This is a genomic window from Lachnospira eligens, assembly GCF_009680455.1.
Lineage (GTDB): Bacteria > Bacillota > Clostridia > Lachnospirales > Lachnospiraceae > Lachnospira > Lachnospira eligens_A.
Map to the genome: position 1 here is coordinate 1 of NZ_WKRD01000024.1, position 2,092 is coordinate 2,092.

Genomic DNA, 2,092 nt, shown 5'->3' on the forward strand with positions numbered 1-2,092 from the left:
AATAGATTATGTTGACGTTATAGTAAATGCAGCAAATAACAGTCTCTTAGGTGGTGGCGGTGTTGATGGAGCAATTCACAGGGTAGCAGGTCCTGATCTTTTAAAAGAATGTAGGATGCTTCATGGATGTGAAACAGGAGAAGCAAAGATTACCAAAGGCTATAATCTGCCATGTGATTATGTTATACATACAGTCGGACCTATATGGAGAGGCGGAAAGGATAATGAGGATCAGTTGCTTGCCAGCTGTTATTATCATTCGCTTAAACTTGCAATGGAAAAAGGTATAAAAAGAATAGCGTTTCCATCTATATCAACAGGTGTTTATTGTTTTCCTGTTAAACTGGCAGCACACATTGCTGTAAATGTTGTGGCAAGATTTGAGCAGGAATTTCCAAAGCAAATAGAAGAAATATATTTTGTTCTGTTTGACAGAGATACAGAATCAGCATATGCAAAAGAAGTTGATAAGCTATATTAAATAGAGTAACAGATGATAGAAAAAGTAGTATTCATGAACATGTGCATGATTAGTGATAATAAAGGAAATGTACTGGCCTTGGATAAAGTGGGCAAGAATTATTCTGGTACGACTTTCCCAGGTGGTCATGTAGAGGCAGGGGAGACTTTTATAGAATCAGTTATCAGGGAAGTATTTGAAGAAACTGGACTTACAATTAAAAATCCTAAGTTAATGGGAATATATCATTGGATATCAGGAGATGTACGAAATGTAGGTTTTTTATACAGGACAGATGAGTTTGAAGGCAAACTTATTTCATCAGATGAAGGAAGGGTGTATTGGATATCGGAAAAAGATTATCTAAAAAAATCTTTAGCTCCGGGTATGCAACAGGTATGGCAGATAATGCATTCAGATGTGCCTATGGAATGTCTGCAAACTATAACAGAAGAAGGAATTATAGCAAAGATACAGTAAGATTTTAAGTGAGGGAATAAGGAATGGGAAGAGCATCAATTAAAGAGAATAAGAATGTATACCAGNTGTTTGACAGAGATACAGAATCAGCATATGAAAAAGAAGTTGATAAGCTATATTAAATAGAGTAACAGATGATAGAAAAAGTAGTATTCATGAACATGTGCATGATTAGTGATAATAAAGGAAATGTACTGGCCTTGGATAAAGTGGGCAAGAATTATTCTGGTACGACTTTCCCAGGTGGTCATGTAGAGGCAGATAATGCATTCAGATGTGCCTATGGAATGTCTGCAAACTATAACAGAAGAAGGAATTATAGCAAAGATACAGTAAGATTTTAAGTGAGGGAATAAGGAATGGGAAGAGCATCAATTAAAGAGAATAAGAATGTATACCAGTTAAAAAGAGAGGAGCTAGGACTTAGCCGAGAAAAGGCAAGTGAACTTTTAGAGTGCGTGCCTCCAGAGAGAATTGAAAAATAGACAGTGAGAAGGTGCTGCCACATCCGGAAGAAGTACTCATAATGGCTGATAAGTATAAATCACCGGAATTGTGTAATTATTATTGCTCAAATCAGTGTCCAATTGGACAGCAATATGTTCCAGAGATTAAAATGAAAGAGCTCCCTCAGATTATACTTGAAACGGTAGCTTCTCTTAATAAGATGAACAAGAAGCAGGAGTGCCTCATTGAGATTACAGCTGATGGTATAATTGATAACGACGAATTAGATGATTTCATATATATTAAGGAGGAATTAGAAAAAATATCGGTAAATGTTGAAACACTTCAGTTATGGTCAGAAAGAATGTTGGCTTCTGGGGCTATTGATGAAGATGCATATAATAAAAGAAAATTACAAAGGAGTAATAACTAACATTTCTGTAAGATAAGCTGTATTTGATGGCTGTGTCGAGCTGATAGCTTATAATGTTGATTTTGACTATGCATTTTTAGCTAATGCAGGAATTAGGTTTAAACATGGTACTATAATATACGATCCAATGATAGAATTTGCTAAGATATATGAAGAATGGAACAATTATTATGGTTATAATTTTGATGAGTTGGCTCACGATAGTTTAGAGGATGTCAAAGCGACATTAGTTGTTTATAATGCGATTAAGAAAAAATTGCCGTCATATGTGT

General features: G+C 35.2%; 5 protein-coding genes. All 5 read left to right on the top strand.

Going from position 1 to position 2,092, the window contains the following annotated elements:
• Position 1: 1 nt before the first annotated feature.
• The 5 genes from GKE48_RS14460 (at position 2) to GKE48_RS14475 (ending at position 1,820) form a co-directional block, all read left to right on the top strand.
• Positions 2–481 (top strand): O-acetyl-ADP-ribose deacetylase, encoded by a 480-nt coding sequence (locus GKE48_RS14460; RefSeq protein WP_334296470.1) that lies wholly within the window; start codon positions 2–4, stop codon positions 479–481.
• 12 nt (positions 482–493) lie between these two features.
• Entirely contained in the window at positions 494–940 is a 447-nt protein-coding gene (locus tag GKE48_RS14465; RefSeq protein WP_118010215.1) for an 8-oxo-dGTP diphosphatase, read from the top strand.
• A 134-nt stretch (positions 941–1,074) separates the two neighbouring features.
• Entirely contained in the window at positions 1,075–1,284 is a 210-nt protein-coding gene (locus GKE48_RS14895; RefSeq protein ID WP_012740906.1) for an NUDIX hydrolase, read from the top strand.
• Between the two features lie 15 nt (positions 1,285–1,299).
• Positions 1,300–1,425 (top strand): hypothetical protein, encoded by a 126-nt coding sequence (locus tag GKE48_RS14975; protein ID WP_278320121.1) that lies wholly within the window; start codon positions 1,300–1,302, stop codon positions 1,423–1,425.
• A 41-nt stretch (positions 1,426–1,466) separates the two neighbouring features.
• Entirely contained in the window at positions 1,467–1,820 is a 354-nt protein-coding gene (locus GKE48_RS14475; RefSeq protein WP_243138521.1) for an XRE family transcriptional regulator, read from the top strand.
• Positions 1,821–2,092 lie beyond the last annotated feature (272 nt).